Here is a 17,837-nt window from a genome sequence, read left to right as displayed (position 1 = left end):
AAGAGGAGTTCCACCTTCCCTGTTTTTTGGCTGAGGTAGTAACAAGATGTCTGACCTAGAAGGCTTCGGATTTGTAATGCCGCACTGGTTGTACTGGGGCTGGCTGGCGGTGATGCCGCTGATCATGATGGCGTGGCACAGGTGGTCTTGCGCCCGGGGTGACGAGCCCGCAGACCCTGGCATGACGCCTGGCGAGCTGCAGGCGGAGGAAGACGACCCTTTGATTTACCTGAAGTTCGAAGGTAACTGGTTTACCCGCATAATTGACTGGACCAGTGAGATGTCGGGCGAGTTTGTGGCCTTCTGGACCGTCAATGCGGTCGTGTTCTATTTTTTCGAAGTGATCATGCGTTATCTGTTCAACCAGCCAACTGTCTGGGTGCATGAGGCCAGTTTCCTGCTGCTGGGAATGCAATACCTGCTGGCTGGTGCGTTTGCAATGCTGCATGGTGCCCACGTACGTGTAGATGTGGTTTACAACCTTTTGCCGGTGCGAGGCAGGATCGGCATGGATATCTTCACCTCAATGTTTTTCTTCGTATTTGCGCTGGTACTGATGACTACGTCCTGGACCTTTTTCGAGAACTCCTACTCCATGAGTGAAACCACAGTTGAGACCTGGGGGATTCAGTACTGGCCGGTTAAAGGCATGATGATGCTCGGCTCCACCCTGCTGCTGCTCGCGGGCATATCCAAGCTCATCAAGGATATTGTTCTGTTTATCCGCCTTGGACAGGAGCGTGTCGCATGAGCACCAGCCCAATGACTGCTTCAGGCCCCAATCTGTCGGGTAAGCTCGGCACCTGGCTGATGATTCTCGCCACCGTAGGATTCGGTTTGATCATCTGCGTCGAGATGATCAATATCCTGTTCTACGATCCGTTCAGCGATGAGAAATTCCTGTTCAAGTTTGCAGGTAGCCTTGCCAGTGTCGAAATTGGCCCACTGACATACCTGATGTTTGGCTCGCTTTTCGTGGCTCTGATGATGGGCCTGCCACTGGCCTTCGTGACGGGTGGCCTTGGGGTGCTGTTCGTCTATCTGGTGGGGGATGCGATGATGCTGAATATCGTGCCCAGCCGGATCTTCCCGATGATGACCAACTCCGATCTGGCGGCTATTCCCCTGTTTATTTTCATGGCGTCCATGCTGGAGCGTGCCGGGCTGATCGAGGAAATGTTCAGTGTGGTCTACAAATGGATGGGCGGGCTTAGCGGTGGTTTGGCGACGGCAACCATATTGGCCTCCACTCTTCTGGCCGCTATGGTCGGAGTGATCGGTGCTGCGGTTGTCACCATGGGCATCATTGCGCTGCCTGCGATGCTTAAGCGGGGTTACGATCACAAAATCGCTATTGGTTCGATTATGGCCGGCGGTACTCTGGGCATTCTGATTCCGCCCTCTATCCTTGCCATTTTGTATGCGGTGGTGGCCCAGCAATCCGTGGGCGAGCTTTATCTGGGTTCTGTGATACCCGGGTTGATGCTTTCGAGCCTGTATATTGCGTATGTTCTGATTCGTAGCTGGTTAAATCCGAGCCTGGGGCCACCGGTACCGGAAGACGAGCGTATCTCCCTGCGTGAAAAACTGGCGCTTCTCAAGGGCCTTATTGCGCCGCTGATTCTGGTTGGCTTGGTTCTTGGCTTACTGTTCGGCGGTATCGCAACACCGGTTGAGGCTGCGGGTATCGGGTCGTTCGGTGCCATTGTGGTCGCTATGATGCACGGCAAGTTCAGCATCGGTGGCCTGCGTGAGGCCTCGATAACCACGGCCAAAGCCTCCGCTATGGTGTTGTGGATCATGTTCGGGGCTTCCGTGTTTGTAGGCTTCTACATTCTCCAGGGTGGCCAGCAGTTCGTAACGGACGCTATTCTGAGTACTGGCATGTCCTCCTACGGCATTCTGTTTCTGCTGATGGGGCTGTTGATAGTGCTGGGCATGTTCCTGGATTGGGTTGGTATTCTCCTTTTGGCTGTTCCAATCTTTATCCCAATCGTGAAGGCGCTGACGTTTGAGGGTCTTTTCGGATTGCCGCCGGTAGATGGGGATGATGTAGTGCTCTGGTTCGGGGTGCTGTATCTGGTCAACATGCAGATGTCGTTCCTCAGCCCACCCTTTGGCTATGCACTGTTTTACATACGTGGCGTGTGCCCACCGGAAATATCCATGGGCACTATTTTCAAATCTTCTCTGGTGTTCCTCGCCATTCAGGCCCTCGGTCTGATGGTCTGCATCGCTATTCCGGGCGTTGTGACGTGGTTGCCAGGGTTGGTTTACGGCTGATTTTTTGGAGATGAGTATTATGTTAACGATTAAAAGACTGGATCTGTCCGAGGCTCGACTGCTGATTGCCGGAGCCGCTGAAAAGGCCCGGGAAATTGGCGTGCCCATGTGCATTGCCATTGTGGACGAGTCCGGCAACCTGATCGCCTTCGAGCGTATGGATGGCGGAAAAATCACAAGCGTCACGATTGCCCAGGACAAAGCGTTCACGGCGGCTGCCGCAAAGAAAGCCACCCACGATTACAACGCCGTCAACGTGCCGGGCAGTCTGGCCTTTGGTATTCACACCGAAGTGGGTGGGCGGTTGAGCTCGGTGGGCGGTGGCTTGCCGGTGATCATCGACGGTGAGGTGGTCGGCGGCATCGGGCTGAGTTCCGGCACGCCGCAACAGGATATGGATTGCGCCCAGGCGGGGATCGACTACTTCGAAACCCAGCGTGGCTGAGACAGGCGGGTTGAGGCAGATCTTATGACTACCAAATCGAAAATCAGCAAAGTGGAGCTGGCTGAACAGCTCCGGACGTTTGTTGATGCGGACTTCGTTATCACCGATGACGAGACCATGAAGCCCTACGAATGCGACGGCATGTCAATGTACTGCGAAATGCCTTTGCTGGTGGTGCTGCCTGAAACCGTAACTCAGGTGCAGCGGATTATGCGCATCTGCCATGAGCACGGGGTTCCGGTCGTTGCCCGGGGGGCGGGAACGGGCCTCAGCGCCGGCGCCATGCCTAATAAAGAAGGCGTGGTGCTCTCGCTGGCCAAGTTCAATCGCATTTTGCACATTGATCCGCTGGCGCGAACGGCCAGCCTTCAACCGGGTGTGCGCAATCTCGCTATCAGTGAGGAGGCGGCTCAATACGGTCTCTATTACGGGCCAGATCCGTCGTCGCAGATTGCCTGCACCATTGGCGGCAACGTGGCGGAAAACTCGGGTGGAGTGCACTGTCTGAAATACGGTTTGACGGTACACAATATTCTCAGTGTGGAGATGGTGACCGCCGAGGGTGATGTGGTGACGGTCGGAAACGATGGGCTGGATAGCTGTGGTATGGACCTGCTCGCCCTGCTGACGGGGTCTGAAGGCTTGCTTGGCGTGGTAACCGAAGTGAAGGTTAAACTTCTACCCACACCAGAGGTGGCACAGGTTGTAATGGCTGGCTTTGACAGCGTTCAGAAAGCTGGTGACGCAGTGGGCGGGATTATCTCCCACGGCATCATTCCGGGCGGGCTGGAGATGATGGACGGCCACGCCATTGTGGCTGCTGATGACTTTGCCGGCGCCGGTTACCCCCGTGAAGCCAAAGCGCTGCTTCTTTGCGAAGTGGACGGCACCGAAGAGGAAGTGCACGAGCACATCGCCGAGGCCGAGGCGGTTTTCCGCAAGCTCGGTGCCACGTCGGTTCGTACCTCCCAAAGTGAACAGGAAAGGACGCTGCTCTGGCTGGGCCGGAAATCCGCGTTCCCGGCTGTTGGCCGCATTTCTCCGGATTATTACTGCATGGACGGCACGATTCCCCGCCGTCATATCGCTCATGTACTGACAGAAATGCAGAAACTGTCTGAAGAGTTTGGCCTGCGCGTGGCCAATGTGTTTCATGCCGGCGATGGCAACCTGCACCCGCTGATCCTGTTTGATGCAAACGTACCCGGGGAGTTTGAGCGTACAGAAGCGTTTGGGGCCAGCATCCTGAAAATGTGCGTTGAGGTCGGAGGTTGCATTACCGGTGAGCACGGTGTGGGCGTGGAGAAGATTCGCCAGATGGCGATTCAGTTCAACGATCAGGAGCTGCAGCAGTTTCACGATGTGAAGGCGGCCTTCGATCCAGCGGGCATTCTCAACCCTGGTAAAGGCGTACCCGCCCTGAAATTCTGCCAGGAATACCGTTCGCTCGAATACAAACAACACAAGCATGAACACACGGAAGCCGCACAACATGGGTGATATCTCGCAACAACTGCAGGAGCAAGTGCTCCAGGCCCGCTCGGGCGGGGAGAAGCTCAACATTGTCGGTGGCGGCACCAAAGCCTTTATGGGGCGGGAGTCAAGCCCGGATGCCGGCATTCTCAACGTGGGCGGGCACACCGGGATTGTGGATTATCACCCCGTTGAGCTGGTAATGACGGTTCGCGCAGGAACACCTCTGAGTGACATTGAAGCCGCGCTTGCCGAACAAGGTCAGGCTCTGCACTTTGAACCTCCTCACTTTGGCCCTGAATCGACTATTGGCGGCACGCTGGCTTGCAACGTTTCCGGCCCCGCCAGGCCCTGGGCCGGATCGGTGCGCGATCAGGTGCTGGGCATACGTCTGCTGAACGGTAAAGGTGAGCACCTTCGGTTTGGCGGTGAAGTGATGAAAAACGTAGCCGGTTACGATGTTTCCCGGCTTCAGGCGGGAGCCCTGGGCACGCTGGGGCTTATCACTGAAATCAGCCTGAAAGTGATGCCCGGCCCGGCTGCCAGCCTGACTCTGGTGCAGGACATGGCAATGGACGAAGTGCTGCACTACATGAACAGTCGTGCCGCAGAGCCCAAACCCATCACCGCCGCCTGCTGGGTCGACGGCAAGGTTTACCTTCGCCTCTCCGGTGCCAAATCGGCGGTAGAAGCAACCGCGGAAAAATGGAGCGGTGACGTCATGGAAAACGGCCAGGCTTTTTGGCGCTCTGTGCAAGACATGCAGCACGAATTCTTTACCGGCAACGATTCACCACTTTGGCGCTTCTCCGTGGGATCCACGGCTGCTAATCCCGCGATAGAAGGCAAATGGTTCATCGACTGGGCCGGCTCCCAGCGCTGGTTCCGGGGTGCGGGAGAGCTTAGTGATATGGAGCCTCTGGCACGCACCGCTGGCGGACAGGTAAGCCTGTTCCGGGGTGGCGATCGCAGCGGGGAGGTGATGCACAGTCAACCCAATGCGCTTAAAACGATCCAGCGGCGGGTGAAAAACTCGTTTGATCCAGATGGGATCTTCAACCCGGGCCGACTGTATAGCTGGTTGTAGATCTACCAAGGCCGGACAAGCGGCTCGGTCGCTAAAACACCGAATGAGAGTCTAAGCAGGTAAAACATGCAAACAAACCTGGTTCAGCAATTTGCCAACACAACGGAAGGACAGGAAGCGGAAGCCATCCTGCGGGCCTGCGTCCACTGTGGTTTCTGTACCGCAACCTGCCCGACCTATCAGGAACTGAACGATGAGCGAGACGGCCCCCGTGGCCGCATCTACCTCATGAAGATGTTCCTTGAAGGCGCCGAGGTAACCGAGAAAACCCGTGAACACCTCGACCGCTGCCTGACCTGCCGCAGTTGCGAAACCACCTGTCCCTCAGGTGTTCAGTACGGACGCCTGGTGGATATCAGCCGGGGCCTTATTGACAAAGAACTGCCCCGTGCGCCAAAAGACAAATGGATGCGCTGGGCGCTGGCGCGGGTTCTGCCCAACCGGGTGTTGTTCGGATTCCTGCTGCGCCTTGGGCAGACGTTCGCCCCTATCTTGCCCGGCAAGCTGCGAGCCAAAGTGCCGCCCAAAAAGCAGGCCAGCCCCTGGCCGGCCGCGAGTCATAGCCGGATTGTTCTGGCCTTGGCCGGCTGTGTGCAGCCGTCCGCAACACCGAACACGAACGCCGCGGCGGCTCGTGTTCTGGACAAGCTCGGAATTACCATGGTTGAAGCTCCGGAAGCCGGGTGCTGCGGCGCGGTGAATTACCATCTCTCCGAGCATGAAAAAGGTCTCGAGCGTATGCGCCAGAATATTGATGCCTGGTGGCCGGCTATTGAGTCCGGCGCAGAGGCCGTGGTGACCACGGCATCTGGTTGTGGAGCCATGGTGCAGGACTACGGTCATTTGTTGAGGGACGACCCGGCTTATGCCGCGAAGGCACAGAAAGTCAGTCAGTTGAGTACCGACCTTGGTGGATTTTTGCTGGCGCAGGATCTCGAGAGCCTGAAAGTGCAGAACAATCCTGGCAAGGTTGCGTTTCATTGCCCCTGCACACTGCAGCACGCCATGAAACAAAACGGCATTGTGGAGCAGGTGCTCATTAAAGCGGGCATCAACTTGGCTGTCACCAAAGAAAAGCATCTGTGTTGTGGTTCAGCCGGCACCTATTCGGTGTTGCAGCCAGAACTCAGTCAAAAACTGCTGAGTAATAAACTCAAAGCGTTGACCGTGGATAATCCTGATCGCATCGTAACGGCCAACGTCGGTTGCCAGATGCACCTTGAGACGAAAGCCCAGGTGCCAGTTCAGCACTGGATCGAACTGCTTGATCAGTAAACAGTAGGCCAAGCCTGCCTTACACTTCCTGTGGTAATCGTTATACTGCCTTGGCAATTAACGTCACCACAGGGAGTGGAAAGTTATGCCAGGGATTATGGCAGTTGCAGTGTTTTTATTAATGTTCGCCTCGTCGGCTACCGCCGGAATCTATACCTGGACAGACGCCAGCGGCGTGGTTCATTTCACCGACACCCCGCCACCTGATAAAAATCATCGGCCCGTTGATGTTGCCGCCCCGGTCACTGTGCCAATGGCGGAAAACCTCCGTCAGCATCGGCGTGTTTCAGAGATACGCGGGCAGGTGCAGGGTATGCTCGGATCTGATCGCAAGCGTGATTCAACGAGAAGTAAGTCCAAAGCGAAAGCAGCTGCAAAGCAGGAGAAAACCTGCACCAGCTACCGGCGTAAACTGGCGCAGGTTCAGTCTCAGCTCCGGTCAGGCTATGGCAATAGCAAAGGGAATAACCTGCGCCGCAAACGGCGCAAACTCAGTCAATCGCTAAGCCGTGAGTGTATTTTGCGCTGATGATGTAGACTGCCGTGTGATGAGCACCCTAACAATCCAAGGTTTTTCATCTTCTGTCTGGTTACTCTTATCTGGATACCGGTTTGAAAACGACACCTTTATCGCACTTTCAGCTTGCCATTCTTCTGGGTATGACCGTTGCCCTGGGGCCGTTGGCGCTTGACGCCTACTTGCCAGCGTTTCCGGAAATTGCCGATAAGCTGGGCGTTGGCCATGGAAGTGTGGGGCTGACTCTTAGCGCCTATGTCGGAGCGCTTGGGCTTGCTCAGTTGCTGGGCGGTCCTTTGTCAGACCGCTACGGCCGCCAACAGATTCTGTTCACAGGGCTGGCGGTATTTGCCAGTGCTGCATTCATGATCGCACAGGCGCAAACGCTCCCGGAGATGCTGGGCTGGCGGATTGTGCAGGGTATTGGTGGAGCCTTCTGTGCGGTATCCGTTCCTGCCATCGTTCGTGACCAGACCAGCGGACAGGACGCCGCGCGTCTGTTCGGGCTTATCGGGCTGGTGATGTTTATCGCACCGGCAGCAGCACCCTCAATTGGCTCAATGTTGCTTTATTTCAGTGAGTGGCATTCGATCTTCCTGATGTTGGCCGGATACGGCGCGCTGTTGGCAGTTGTTCTGCACTTCCTGTTGTTCCGGCGCCTCCCGCCTCGGCAAAAAGACCCTACGCCGGTTTCAACGTTGATTACCAACTATGCGTTTGTACTTCGTCACCGCGTAACTATGCGGTTCGTCGGGCTGCAGGCTTTATGTTTCAGTGCCATGCTTGTGTTTATTACGCATGCGTCGTTTATTTATCAGGAATGGTTCGGGCTATCAAATGCCATGTTCTCTGCGTTATTCGCAGCAAATATAGTGGCCATGGCCAGCCTGAACCTGCTCAACCGGCGCCTGCTCAACAAGTATCAATCGGTGCAAATTCTCAGGGTTTGTGTGTTCCTGCAGGCCATTGCCGTTAGTGTACTGGTCATTTTTGCCTGGGCTGGCGCGCCCTACTGGGTGATTGCCGCCTGCATTATTGCAGTTGTCGGATTCATGGGGGCTATTATTCCCAATAATATGGCCAATGCGTTGGAGTTTTTTCCTCATCTCGGCGGGACTGCTGCGGCGATGCTCGGAGCTGCGCAGTTCACTATTGCAGGCGCGATAAGCGCGCTCTCGGCGACTCTGGCTGGTGTGGCGCTATTGCCCATTGTGCTGGTTATGGCGATCTGTATATACGGTGCAGCCATGCTGGCAGCAGGTGGGCCGGGTGCGGTTGAGCGAGAGACTGGTTTAGCTTAGCGCCGCCGGGCTTTTGCAGCGTTGCTCTGTTTGGCGATCGCCGCGCGCGAGCTGATGCCTTGATCAATGTACAGCACGGCGTCTGTTATCTGGGGGAACATATGCTCATCCAGCACATACTCGCGCAGAGCCGCAGAGTGTGTGAGGGTATCGCGAACGGGGCCGATGAGGCTGACCAGGTATAACTGGATACCCTGTTCCCGCAGGTTTTCGATCACGCTTTCAAGCATGATCAGTGAGGTACTGTCGATACTGCTCACAGCTTGCGCGTCCATAATGACGGCTTTCAGGGCACCCTCGGGGCGTCGTTTCATCATGCTGTATAATCGCGATTTGAAAAAATCTTTGTTCGCGAAATATAGCGGTGCATCGAAGCGGAAGATCAGAAGGTCCTTTCGCACACTTATGCTTTCGAAGCGGTGAATATTTCGATAAAGGTCTTCTCCGTCGATTTTGCCGAGCTCAGTCATGTGCGGTGTAGTGCTGTTATAAATAACCAGTATCAGCGATACCGCAACACCCACCAATAATCCCTGCTGAACACCGAGCATCAATGTGATCACGAAGGTAACCAGCAAGATCAGAAATTCCTTTCTGTCTTGCCGGAACAGGATCTTCATCTCGCTGTACTTGAACAGTCCCAATACCGACATCACGATGATTGCGGACAAAACCGCTTTGGGTAGCGGGTAATCGGTAAACAGAGGTGTAAGAAAGACAACTGTAATGGCAATCAGGGCTGAAGAGACAACGCCTGAAACCTGCGTCAGCGCGCCGGCCTCGCGCAGCGCGGCGCTGCGTGAAAAACTGGCAGAAACCGGAAAGCTTCGGAACATGGCGCCCAGGGCGTTGGCCAGGCCAAGCGCTATCAGCTCCTGGTTTGGCTGAACGCTGCGCTTGTCCTTCGGCGACTCCTGAGACTTGCATATCGACATGGTGCCCACGAAGCCCATAAGGGCCACGGTAAACGCTACCGGCAACAAATCACCAAGCCGCGCGAAGTCGATAAACGGTATCTGCAGAGCCGGAAAACCACGTGGTACCGAGTCGATAACCTCTACGCCTGCTTGCCCGGCATGGAACAGCCCCGATAGCAGCATGGTGCCAACCAGCAGGATCAGAGCGTTAGGCAGCTTTGGCAGGTGCCGTTTGCAGAAAAAGATAAACAGCAGGCTTACCACTGAAATTCCCACCGTGACGACGTGCCAATCGCTTATATGCATCAGCAACTGCCAGGAAAGATCCAGTACATTGGCGCTATCCAAATGAACGCCTGTCAGGCTCTGGAGCTGACTGCCAATGATGATAACGGCCGCGGCGGAGGTGTAGCCAACAACAACCGGGTAGGAGAGGAAATTGACGATAAACCCGAACCGTAACAGCCCGAACAGAAACTGTATCAAGCCCACCAGCAGAGTCAGCTCGATCGCAAGTTGAAGGTATTGATCCGAGCCAGGCTTGGCCAGCACGCTGAGGCCAGAAAGAATGAGAATGGCATCCAGCGCTACCGGCCCAACCGAAATCTTGTTGGAGGTTCCCAGCAATGCGTATAGAAGCGGCGGGAAAATCGAGGCGTAAAGCCCGAACTCAGGTGGCAGCCCCGCGAGCACCGCATAGCCCATGCTTTGCGGGATCAGCATGACGCCAATGACAAGGCCCGACACCACATCCTGTCTTAACGTATGGGCCGTGTACCCTTGCAGCCAAAGCAGACCAGGCAATAATTTGTAGAGCATAAAAGCAGTTTTTCGCTTTGGGGGCTGGACTGCAAGTGTGTGGAAATCAAAGAGCTGAATCAAGAAGTATCCGCATGGCAGGGGCTTACATCGGGCGATGCTCTGCCAACACTGCTGCGATGCAAAAGGTAGGCCAGAGAGTGAGTGTCATTCCTTACGCTCCGGGCAGGGTTGGATGGTGTTATAATCAAAGCGTGTAAACCAACTGCCAACGGAGGCATGACGATGACGAAAAAGAAGGCGAAACCGACGAAGCACAGCGCGGTGCAGCGGGAACTCAGAACCCCTAAGTATCAGATGCGGGTGGTTGAAGACAAAAGCAAATACCGCCGCAACCGGGACAAGAGCGTACGGATGGAGGATTTTCGCAAGGCTGCCTGAGAGGCTGTTTTACGAAAATCCTTTGTTTGTGCCTCTGCCTCTGCTTTTGTTCCGTTCTAATAATCTGCTTTATCAGATCAGCATGTGAGCCGATTAGGGTTTCTATTCGGCTTACAGGTTGATGTGGCTTCGCGTATCTGGCGCTTGCCACTAAGCAGATAGACGCAGAGCCCATATTCCATTCAACCAGGCCAAACCTGTTGGGTAGAAAGGCAAAAATCAGAAATAGACCACCTTCGGTAAGGAGCTCAAAAATCAGCGTAACAATGCCGCAGCTCATGTTGGTGAGGCTATCGTTGAGCCGTAAAGAGGTTCGGTTTTTCGCCAGAAGAAAAGTGATTTCGAGGCTATAAACAGAAGAAAAAACGGAAAGGAAAAAGTTACCCAGTGATAAGCGATCAATGACCTCATTACTTTTAATAGCAGTTTGAAGTTACATCGACTGTTAAGCAAAAGCTTGCGCTAATACGACACTTTTTTGCTTTGTTGTGTCGCAAGCATTGGCTGTAATTTGCAGACCGAATCAACATCAGTAAGCGTGCTCTATTCTCTTGCGGTCTCTCGTAACAGGATGAAATGCTCGATCAACCGGATCATCAGCGTTTTCTGATCCGGCAGGCTTTCAGCTACCAGAAGGGCGAGCGCAACCAAAGTATTGTCGTTGATAAGTTGCTCTACCGGTCGAGCCAGCAGAGCTGCATTGCGGCGTAGATACCACAAAAACAGAAAAGAACCACAGCGCTTGTTGCCATCGGCTAGCGGGTGGTTCTTGATGACGAAGTAGAGCAAATGAGCGGCGCGGGTGGCGATGTTTGGATAGAAGAATTCGTCACCAAAGCCCTGTTCTATCGTGGCAAGAGCAGAGGTAAGACCTTCGCCACGTAATTGGCCGAACAGCTCCGTTGCTTCTCTTTTCGCGATCAATGTCTGCTTTAGCTCGCCAATGGCCCGCAGTGCTTCATCTAGTTCGAGAGGCTACATGTTGGGCTGCTTGATGCCGATCTCTGCCAAATGCTGTTCGTCGTAGCCTTGCAACAGGCTCCATGAGCGGGCGTAATCGCTGATTACTTGGGCAACGGCTTCGCCTTCGTTAGAAACCAGGCCTTGATTGGTGAGGGTGCGGCTTAGGAGATTAACGGCTTGCTCGAACTCAATGCCCCGCTCTGTGAGGCGGCGCTGGTTGAGGGTGTAGCCTTGAACTAAGTGGTTTTTGATGACTTGGGTTGCCCATTGACGGAACTGGGTTGCGCGTATGGAGCTTACCCGATAACCCACTGAAATGATGGCATCGAGGTTGTAATGCTTGGTGCGATATCTTTGCCCGTGGTCGGCCATATGTTCCAAAATGGAACACGTGTTCTCTTCGATCAGCTCGCCGCTTTTATAGATGTTGCTTAGATGTTTTGTGATGGCTGGCCGTTTAGTGCCGAATAGCTCTGCCAACTGAGCCTGATTGAGCCAAACTGTCTCCTCATCCAGCGCGACTTCCAAACGCGCCTGGCCGTCGCTAGACGTAAAAATCCGTACCTGTTGTTCAGTCATGACATCTCCTTGTCGTTTTTTCTCAAGCCACACAGTATAACGGTTGATGAGCATCCCGCCAGGCCGCTATCTGTGCTTATTCCGGTCGTATGGTAATCCCCCGATGGCTATTCTCGGTGAGAAGGCCCCGTGCTTCTTGTAATCGCGGCATGTACCCGGTGGTCGTGTTAGAGTTGGGAAATAAGTTGGGCGACCAAAGGCGAGCTTAATTTGAACGGGTTAGATTACCAAAATGAGATAGTCGAGCGCCTGTCTCAATTTGCCTTTAGGATTAAAGGAAGCGGCAATTTTCAACCCAGTTGTCCAAATTACTGCCTTTAACACCGTCTAATAGTTCGTAAAGGGATTTTATGTTGTCATTATTCGAGACTGGAGCTCGTTATGTTCGTGTCTTCGTAGAGCTATGCGTGTTCGTTGGAATACTTCTTCTTTTATATTTTTTGGCTGAGATTATTGAGTTTTTCCCACCGTCGCTCACACTCGGCGACGCTGCAAAATTAGCCCTTGTCTCGGTCGTTGCTGCATCTGTTCACTTCGCTACCGCTTTCGCCAGCTTAGGGGTTGCGTCGATAGTGACGCTAGTCATTTTGTTTCTTTTGAAGTGGTCTGTCCGGGTGATTAGTGGGCCACCCAAATTTGTAGATGATATCGATTGGTACTTCTCTAGAATATACTCCTCCGGTTTTTTTCAATTAACGGTTTTTGGTTTCGCCCTGATATGGGCAATCGTTTTCGAATTTATTCCTGCTCGAACCTTCGCGACTAACCCTTGGATCATCGCCGCTTGTTCGGTAGCTTTCATTCTTCTTACCACATCGTCTTTTCAATCCCCTGATAAAATTAGGTCGGAAAAAAAAGTGCTCAGGGGTGGTGAGTTGGGTGATTTGCCTCTGAATTTACAGGTCTTTCTCGTCGGTTTAGCGATTGCTTTTATCGCCCCAGTTTTTGCTTGGGGCAGCTTTGATACGTTTGTGCTTATTACAATGACTAAAGCTGGCCTTGTTCAAGTCCCTGCAAACCTGTTTATCAAACAGGAATACTGTGGATTGGTAATCGCTGGCTTTGATGCAATTAGTAATCGGGAAGGATTCTGTTACCTAGAAGATGTCGCGATTATGTTTCACGGAATTGGAGATAAGGTGCTAGTTGAGAACTTTGCTAACGGCTACAAGGTAACTCTGCCAGCTGACAGCGTGTTTTTGTCGTCGGGTAGGGAAGGATAGTAGGTGGTGGACACTTTGCGGAGATCAGAAACAACAAAAACCCGCACGAGGCGGGTTTCATCTGAATTCATAATGGTGCCCGGAGGCGGAATCGAACCACCGACACGAGGATTTTCAATCCTCTGCTCTACCAACTGAGCTATCCGGGCAAGTTGCCATACTGCTGTGCAACGGGGCGCTATTAAACCGGTTTCGGTGTAGTGAGTCAAGGCCGGCCCGGAAAAATTTCCGAATCTTTTCAGGGTTGATCGGGCTTTGATCAAACCGGCGTTATTTCTCCGGCGGTACGTAGCCTTCGGCTTTGTCGAAAGGCTCGTTATTGAAGTAATGCTCCATCTGCGCCTGCAGGTATTTACGGGTGTTCGGGTCCATCAGGCTCAGGTGTTTTTCATTGATCAGCATGGTTTGCTCGTGCTGCCATTCTTCCCAGGCCTGTTTGGAAATGTTCTCGTAGATCTCCTGGCCCTTTGCGCCGGGCATGGGTGGGAAGTTCAGGCCTTCCAGCTCTTTCTGGTGTTTGCGGCAGAAAACGGTGCGGCTCATGATCGCTCCTGTTGTCATGGGTAAGTGGCTGGATGATAACAGATAGTGTCGGCTGAGCGAGTGGGCGCTATGTTATCAGAGCAGGGTAGTCTGTTCCGGATTGGTGAGCAGCGTGCGGATTGGCGCCGGCAGGCCAAGGGCCAGTGCTTCGTGCCTGTGCAGCCATCTCAGCTGTGCATCATCCTTCACGGTATTTACCCCGGTCACGTCCAACCGGGCTGGCTGGATGTGGAGGTGATAATGGGAAAACGTATGGCGGAAACTGCCGATCAGCTCCGGTTCTCCGCAGTTAAATCCAAGGCTCCGTTCACAGGCTTCCTGGAGCTCCTCCGCACCATAAGCCGGGTCCAGTTCCGGTAAGCTCCAGAGGCCACCCCAGATACCGCTGGGCGGGCGACGCTCCAGCAGGATCCGACCTTCGTGATCTTCCAGTATGACCATCCAGGTGGTTTTTTCAGGTTTCGCTTTTTTTGGCCTGGAGCCGGGGTAGAGGCTGGTCTCTTCTCTGGCGTATGCGGTGCAGCCTTGTTGCAGAGGGCAATCATTGCAGGCCGGTCGGCTGCGCGTGCATATCATCGCGCCCAGATCCATGATGCCTTGGGTATAGTCCCGTACACGTTCGTTCGGTGTATGTGCCTCGGCGTGTTCCCAGAGCTTCTTCAGCACGGGAGCTTGCCCGGGCCAGCCGGGAACGGCGTGATAGCGGGCCAGTACCCGTTTCACATTGCCATCAAGAATGGCTGCGCGCTTGCCGTATGCCTGGGCAACAATTGCGGCTGCAGTGGAGCGGCCGATGCCGGTGAGGCTTTCCAGCTCATCCTGTGTGTCGGGGAAAGTACCGCCAAAATCCTCCACAACAGACACGGCGGCTTTTTGCAGATTGCGTGCACGGGCGTAATAGCCCAGCCCGGACCAGTGGCTGAGCACGTCATCGACCGGCGCCTCTGCAAGGGATTGGACATCCGGGAAGCGTTCCATGAACGCCAGGAAATAGGGGATCACAGTTGCAACCTGGGTTTGCTGAAGCATGATCTCGGACACCCACACCCGGTAGGCGTTGCGGTTGTGGTGCCACGGCAGGTCGTGCCTGCCATTTTGATCGTACCATTTCAGAAGGTTTTCAGCGAAGTGGTCTGCTGTCACTTGAACAGACCTTTGAGGGCATCTTTTACCTTGTCGCCCGCACCTTCGCCGAGCTTTTCTTCCAATTTTTCGCGAGCCTTCTGCTCAGCTTTGTCTTTGGCTTTGTCCACTTCTTCGTTGGCTTTTTTCCGCGCGGCGTTTGCTGCAATGTCTTTGAGCGCGTCGCGGAAGCGAGAGCCGTCAAAGGAGCACAGGCTGGCTGCGCCCGCCGAGAAATCACCACGGCACTCGACCGGAATAACAACGTCTTCGACATATTCGGTTACCCGGCAAGCATTGTCGCGATGAATCTCACCGACAATCCGCAGGCCCAGCTTGTAATCAACCAGAGACTGCTTCAAATCGACGGTGCCCTTGCCTTCCAGCTTCATACCAGCCAGCGAGGCGACCAGGTCTGTGTTATCGAAGGTGTTGCCGTTGATCTCCAGAGTGCCGCGCATGTCGTTAAACGGGGTTGTATCGCCCCAGTCATCGGTCGTCAGCTGGTCCTGGTTGACCAATGCAATACCCTGGCATGCCATGCGGGTCAGGTTCATATTACGGAACTCGCCTTCAGCAAGATTGAAGCTGATCTGACCATCTGCTTTGTCTCGCAGAACCGAGATACGGTTACCGGAGGTGGTGGCGTTTATTTTGAGGTTTGCACCGCCGGACAGCATGGTGACTTCCGCCACATCCGCCAGCATTGGAAGAGTCTGCACATTACTTACATCGGAGTTGATTGACCACTTCGGAGTGTCGCTGCGGGCGTCAATGGTGGCATTGGCGCCAAAGCTGCCCTCGTACAGCTTGCCGCTGAACTCGTCCATTTTCAGCAAGCCGTTGCTGGCGGTTGTGCTGGCTTTGATTTCGTTGATGGTCAGGTTGCTGACAACCAGCTCACCCAGCCCCAGGTCGATATCCAGAAGCAGGCTGCGCAGGGTTTCCAGTGGCAGGAGGTCGCCTTCAGGGCTTGTGCTGGCCGTTTGCGCAGGGGCGTCGCTGGTGGCTTTTGCGCTGTCGCCCTCGACTTTTGGCGGCAGGTAGCGATCAGCGTCAAGCTTGTCGCCCTGAAGGTCGAACACAATGCCGCCGTTGTCGAGGTTATAGCTGCCGGAGCCTTCGAACGTGGTGTCATCCAGTTTGATCACGAGATCTGATAATGCGGGCTTGCCTGCAGCGCCGCCGATACTGGTAGAAAAAGCGATGGCCTGGAGTACCTCTGCATCGGTTGTTTCAACGACGGGTTGCCCCAGGTTGTCGAGCAGATCCTTCAGGGAAAACTCGGCGATGGCTATTTTGCCTTGCACGGCTGGCTTGTCGCCAAAGCCCTTAACATCAAGGTTGGTTGTCAGAGTCAGATTAGCGAGGCTGGCGGTGAAGTCACTCAGGGTCGCTGTTTCGTTCTCCAGGTTGGCGTTGGCGGAACCGCCCAGTTTGGCCGTTACGGATTTGCCGGCAAAAGCTTCGCCGTTCATTTTGAATTCGGCGTCCAGGCCGGAAACGGCAAAATCGTTCAACGCTTCGTTGGCCGCCAGGCGGGCCTGGATGCTCCCGTCTACAGAAAACTGTGGTTGCGTTGTTTCTACACGAAAGCCAACTTCAAGCGGGAATTCAGAGCCCAGAGTAATGTTGCTGGCGTTTACCGTGAAATCTTCAAGTGTCACCGTCTGGCCAGTTTGCAGGTCGCTATAATGTACCTGTGCATTGCTGATCTGGACGTTCTCGACATTGAAATTCAGAGGCTCACTGCTGCCTTGCTCGCCGCCGGTTTCCGCGGTGGCTGGTTGTTCTGGCTCGCTGGCAACGTCCTGTTTGTCCTTCTGCGCGACACCGTCTGCTGGCTCCGGCATGATGCGAGTCCAGTTGCCTTCACCCTGTTCATCAACCGTCAAACGCGCGTCGAGGCCATCCAGAACAAAGGTGCTGACCTGTGGCGACATGGCAATCAGCGACCAGAAATCGACTTGCGCGACCAGTTGCTTCAGTGCAATCAGGCGCTCACCGTCCAGAGTGGCTTCTACATCGTTGAGTTCAAGCCCGAGAGGAATGAAAGACCAGCCGATATCGCCTTCCAGAATGAGGTCGAGGTTGGTTTTTTCTTCAACCACTTTTTCGATTTGCGGTTTGTAATCGTTCGGGTTGATAACGGCCATGGCAATAGCAATCGCGGCGATGGCGAGAACAACAAGTGCAACGATGGCGATCAGCACATAACGTATGGCTTTCATGATTCAGGCTTCCTTTCTTGTTGCGGGAGCTTTCAGGATTCAAGGCGAACCCGGGCGCGAATATGCTAAAGGATAACGCAGGGTTAACAAATTAACAGGGCGGGAGTATGACAATGCCGTAGTGTTAGGCCAAAATACACCCATTGTTTTCTGGCTCGACTGTTACGCTTAAAGATAAAAAGTGGTTTGTATAAACATAATAAGGAGTTCGCTGTGGCTATTACTGTGTCGATTGAACTGAATCGGGAGCTTGAAATTCCGGGTAGCTATGATGAGGTATTTGCGTTGCTGGCCGATGTGCCCAGCTCTGCAAGTCATTTTCCGAAAGTCCACAAACTGACTGATCTGGGCGACAATATTTACCGCTGGGAAATGGAAAAGGTGGGTATCGACAAGCACGCAATTCAGTCCATTTACGCCAGCAAGTACTTTTCGGACAAGGATGCAGGAAAAATTACCTGGGAGCCGGTGAAAGGGGAAGGTAACGGGCTGGTGCGTGGGTCCTGGACATTGACGGCAAAAGGCGACAAGGCTACGGCCGCGAAATTCCAGACCAGTGCCCAACTGACACTGCCGCTGCTCGGTTTGCTGAAGCTCGCCATCAGCCCCGTTATCAAGCACGAGTTCAACGGTCTGGTGGATACTTATATGAACAACTTGAAGAAGGCGTTCTGATTC

Annotated in this window: 17 protein-coding genes and 1 tRNA gene; 11 read left to right on the top strand and 7 right to left on the bottom strand. The window is 54.1% G+C overall.

The features are described 5' to 3' along the window. Positions 1–46 precede the first annotated feature (46 nt). From ACN0V1_RS11085 to ACN0V1_RS11050, 8 genes are all read left to right on the top strand, one after another. Entirely contained in the window at positions 47–751 is a 705-nt protein-coding gene (locus ACN0V1_RS11085; RefSeq protein WP_417545045.1) for a TRAP transporter small permease subunit, read from the top strand. Beyond that, positions 748–2,283 (top strand): TRAP transporter large permease, encoded by a 1,536-nt coding sequence (locus ACN0V1_RS11080; RefSeq protein ID WP_417545044.1) that lies wholly within the window; start codon positions 748–750, stop codon positions 2,281–2,283. The genes ACN0V1_RS11085 and ACN0V1_RS11080 overlap by 4 nt, the downstream gene beginning before the upstream one ends. A gap of 19 nt (positions 2,284–2,302) precedes the next feature. Next, the gene (locus ACN0V1_RS11075; protein WP_417545043.1) at positions 2,303–2,728 is read left to right on the top strand and encodes a GlcG/HbpS family heme-binding protein; all 426 of its coding nucleotides are present in this window, start codon (positions 2,303–2,305) and stop codon (positions 2,726–2,728) included. A 24-nt stretch (positions 2,729–2,752) separates the two neighbouring features. Further along, complete coding sequence (locus ACN0V1_RS11070; protein WP_417545042.1) at positions 2,753–4,228, top strand: FAD-linked oxidase C-terminal domain-containing protein; 1,476 nt, start codon at positions 2,753–2,755, stop codon at positions 4,226–4,228. Next, the gene (gene glcE, locus ACN0V1_RS11065) at positions 4,221–5,288 is read left to right on the top strand and encodes a glycolate oxidase subunit GlcE (protein WP_417545041.1); all 1,068 of its coding nucleotides are present in this window, start codon (positions 4,221–4,223) and stop codon (positions 5,286–5,288) included. The genes ACN0V1_RS11070 and glcE overlap by 8 nt, the downstream gene beginning before the upstream one ends. Before the next feature lie 66 nt (positions 5,289–5,354). Next, on the top strand, positions 5,355–6,563 hold the full coding sequence (gene glcF, locus ACN0V1_RS11060; protein WP_417545040.1) for a glycolate oxidase subunit GlcF: 1,209 nt from the start codon (positions 5,355–5,357) through the stop codon (positions 6,561–6,563). 85 nt (positions 6,564–6,648) lie between these two features. Then, positions 6,649–7,092, top strand: coding sequence for a DUF4124 domain-containing protein (locus ACN0V1_RS11055; protein WP_417545039.1), 444 nt, complete (start codon positions 6,649–6,651; stop codon positions 7,090–7,092). An 83-nt stretch (positions 7,093–7,175) separates the two neighbouring features. After that, positions 7,176–8,381, top strand: coding sequence for a multidrug effflux MFS transporter (locus tag ACN0V1_RS11050; RefSeq protein WP_417545038.1), 1,206 nt, complete (start codon positions 7,176–7,178; stop codon positions 8,379–8,381). Here the strand turns inward: ACN0V1_RS11050 and ACN0V1_RS11045 are convergent. Continuing rightward, on the bottom strand, positions 8,378–10,117 hold the full coding sequence (locus tag ACN0V1_RS11045; RefSeq protein ID WP_417545037.1) for a SulP family inorganic anion transporter: 1,740 nt from the start codon (positions 10,115–10,117) through the stop codon (positions 8,378–8,380). The genes ACN0V1_RS11050 and ACN0V1_RS11045 overlap by 4 nt on opposite strands. A 225-nt stretch (positions 10,118–10,342) precedes the next feature. On the opposite strand from ACN0V1_RS11045, the gene ACN0V1_RS11040 reads away from it, so the two are divergent. Further along, complete coding sequence (locus tag ACN0V1_RS11040; protein ID WP_417545036.1) at positions 10,343–10,498, top strand: hypothetical protein; 156 nt, start codon at positions 10,343–10,345, stop codon at positions 10,496–10,498. A 543-nt stretch (positions 10,499–11,041) separates the two neighbouring features. Here ACN0V1_RS11040 and ACN0V1_RS11035 read toward each other — a convergent pair. Both ACN0V1_RS11035 and ACN0V1_RS11030 read right to left on the bottom strand, forming a co-directional pair. Then, positions 11,042–11,443 (bottom strand): type II toxin-antitoxin system death-on-curing family toxin, encoded by a 402-nt coding sequence (locus ACN0V1_RS11035; protein WP_417545106.1) that lies wholly within the window; start codon positions 11,441–11,443, stop codon positions 11,042–11,044. Positions 11,444–11,473: 30 nt separating this feature from the next. After that, positions 11,474–12,040: a virulence RhuM family protein gene (locus ACN0V1_RS11030; RefSeq protein ID WP_417545035.1), complete on the bottom strand. Its 567-nt coding sequence runs from the start codon at positions 12,038–12,040 to the stop codon at positions 11,474–11,476. 350 nt (positions 12,041–12,390) lie between these two features. Here ACN0V1_RS11030 and ACN0V1_RS11025 point away from each other — a divergent pair, with 350 nt between their 5' ends. Then, positions 12,391–13,263 (top strand): hypothetical protein, encoded by an 873-nt coding sequence (locus ACN0V1_RS11025; RefSeq protein ID WP_417545034.1) that lies wholly within the window; start codon positions 12,391–12,393, stop codon positions 13,261–13,263. Between the two features lie 73 nt (positions 13,264–13,336). Here ACN0V1_RS11025 and ACN0V1_RS11020 read toward each other — a convergent pair. The 4 genes from ACN0V1_RS11020 to ACN0V1_RS11005 form a co-directional block, all read right to left on the bottom strand. Continuing rightward, a tRNA-Phe gene (locus ACN0V1_RS11020) sits at positions 13,337–13,412 on the bottom strand. A gap of 121 nt (positions 13,413–13,533) precedes the next feature. Continuing rightward, positions 13,534–13,806 carry an oxidative damage protection protein gene (locus ACN0V1_RS11015; protein ID WP_417545033.1) on the bottom strand — a complete coding sequence of 91 codons (273 nt, stop codon included), beginning with the start codon at positions 13,804–13,806 and terminating at the stop codon, positions 13,534–13,536. A 75-nt stretch (positions 13,807–13,881) separates the two neighbouring features. Further along, positions 13,882–14,949: an A/G-specific adenine glycosylase gene (gene mutY / locus ACN0V1_RS11010; RefSeq protein ID WP_417545032.1), complete on the bottom strand. Its 1,068-nt coding sequence runs from the start codon at positions 14,947–14,949 to the stop codon at positions 13,882–13,884. After that, positions 14,946–17,159: an AsmA family protein gene (locus tag ACN0V1_RS11005; RefSeq protein WP_417545031.1), complete on the bottom strand. Its 2,214-nt coding sequence runs from the start codon at positions 17,157–17,159 to the stop codon at positions 14,946–14,948. Before ACN0V1_RS11005 ends, mutY begins: the two co-directional genes overlap by 4 nt. A 213-nt stretch (positions 17,160–17,372) precedes the next feature. Here ACN0V1_RS11005 and ACN0V1_RS11000 point away from each other — a divergent pair, with 213 nt between their 5' ends. After that, entirely contained in the window at positions 17,373–17,834 is a 462-nt protein-coding gene (locus ACN0V1_RS11000) for a hypothetical protein (protein WP_417545030.1), read from the top strand. The last annotated feature ends 3 nt before the right edge of the window (positions 17,835–17,837 follow it).

The sequence above is a fragment of the Marinobacter sp. genome (assembly GCF_048266785.1).
Classification (GTDB): Bacteria; Pseudomonadota; Gammaproteobacteria; order Pseudomonadales; family Oleiphilaceae; genus Marinobacter.
Note: the sequence above shows the minus strand (reverse complement) of the source record. Positions and strands in the feature narration are given on the sequence as shown.